Here is a 1,061-nt window from a genome sequence, read left to right as displayed (position 1 = left end):
GCGCTATCTCCTCATCAGCAGCGAACCCGGTATGCACGCTCCGGTTTCTCCCATGCACATCTTTGCTAGGACCGCGGCACGCCCTTCGTGTTCGAATGCAGCCGTGACGAGAAACACATCGCCGTAGTGGTATGGGTATTCGTAGGTGAACTGGTTGCACAGAAATACAAATGCGCCGAACTGGTAGAAATCTCGATCATGGACGCACGTTGTGATGGCGGCATATCCCGACCAAACAACGATGTATCCTCCGCCCGTGAGTTCCGGCAGCGTCTCGGCCATTGTCTGGAAGGTCAATATGCAGNAATACAAATGCGCCGAACTGGTAGAAATCTCGATCATGGACGCACGTTGTGATGGCGGCATATCCCGACCAAACAACGATGTATCCTCCGCCCGTGAGTTCCGGCAGCGTCTCGGCCATTGTCTGGAAGGTCAATATGCAGGATGCGAGAAAGGCGGCCACACCGCACCATCTTGTTGCCACCGGTCCAACCCTCTCTGCGTATCTTAGCTCCAAAGGGGGAGTGTTTCCCAATCAACGGGAAAGCCAGCATCCGCTAGTTTGATGTTTGGCGCGTTGGGAAACGTGGATACATGTGCCTTGAGGCGATCCGCCCACTTGGTCCTCGGGTTAACCCGCTTGAGCAAGAACTTCATCACCGCCAAAGCAGCGTACAAACGCTGATTGCCACCCGGCGCTGATGCAAGGTGGTCCAGCTCCGGCACTGCGCCTTTGGCGGGTAAAGCCGGCTGATCAATTAGCGGCTTGTTCCACAGGCGAGAGTGGTGCGCACAGACATTGCGCAGAGCGCTCATCGACCGAATCCATGATTTTACTAGATGAGGCTGCTGCAGGCCGTAGCTGTTGGAAATGCGCTGCAGATCGGGGTAGCGCATACCTGAAAGAAATATGGAGAGGGGTCCAAAATCTAGGAGTTCGACAGCGATCCAGATGGGCATCTTTTCGCCAGGATACTTTGCGCGAAAGTGGTTGGCGAACTCCTCCTTCGATGACGCCTCTTTCGCATCGAGTTTGTTCAACCACTCAGCGTACTTGG

At 55.0% G+C, this 1,061-nt stretch carries 1 protein-coding gene; it reads right to left on the bottom strand.

Annotated elements, in window-relative coordinates; genetic code table 11:
• Positions 1 to 510: 510 nt before the first annotated feature.
• Positions 511 to 1,061, bottom strand: a 551-nt coding sequence (locus tag ABUE31_RS22675) for an Abi family protein (protein ID WP_367726034.1), incomplete at its 5' end; no start/stop codon positions are given.

The sequence above is a fragment of the Mesorhizobium marinum genome (assembly GCF_040813675.1).
Taxonomy (GTDB): Bacteria; Pseudomonadota; Alphaproteobacteria; order Rhizobiales; family Rhizobiaceae; genus Mesorhizobium_K; species Mesorhizobium_K marinum.
The sequence above is the reverse complement of the archived record's forward strand: the minus strand, read 5'-3'. Positions and strand labels throughout refer to the sequence as shown.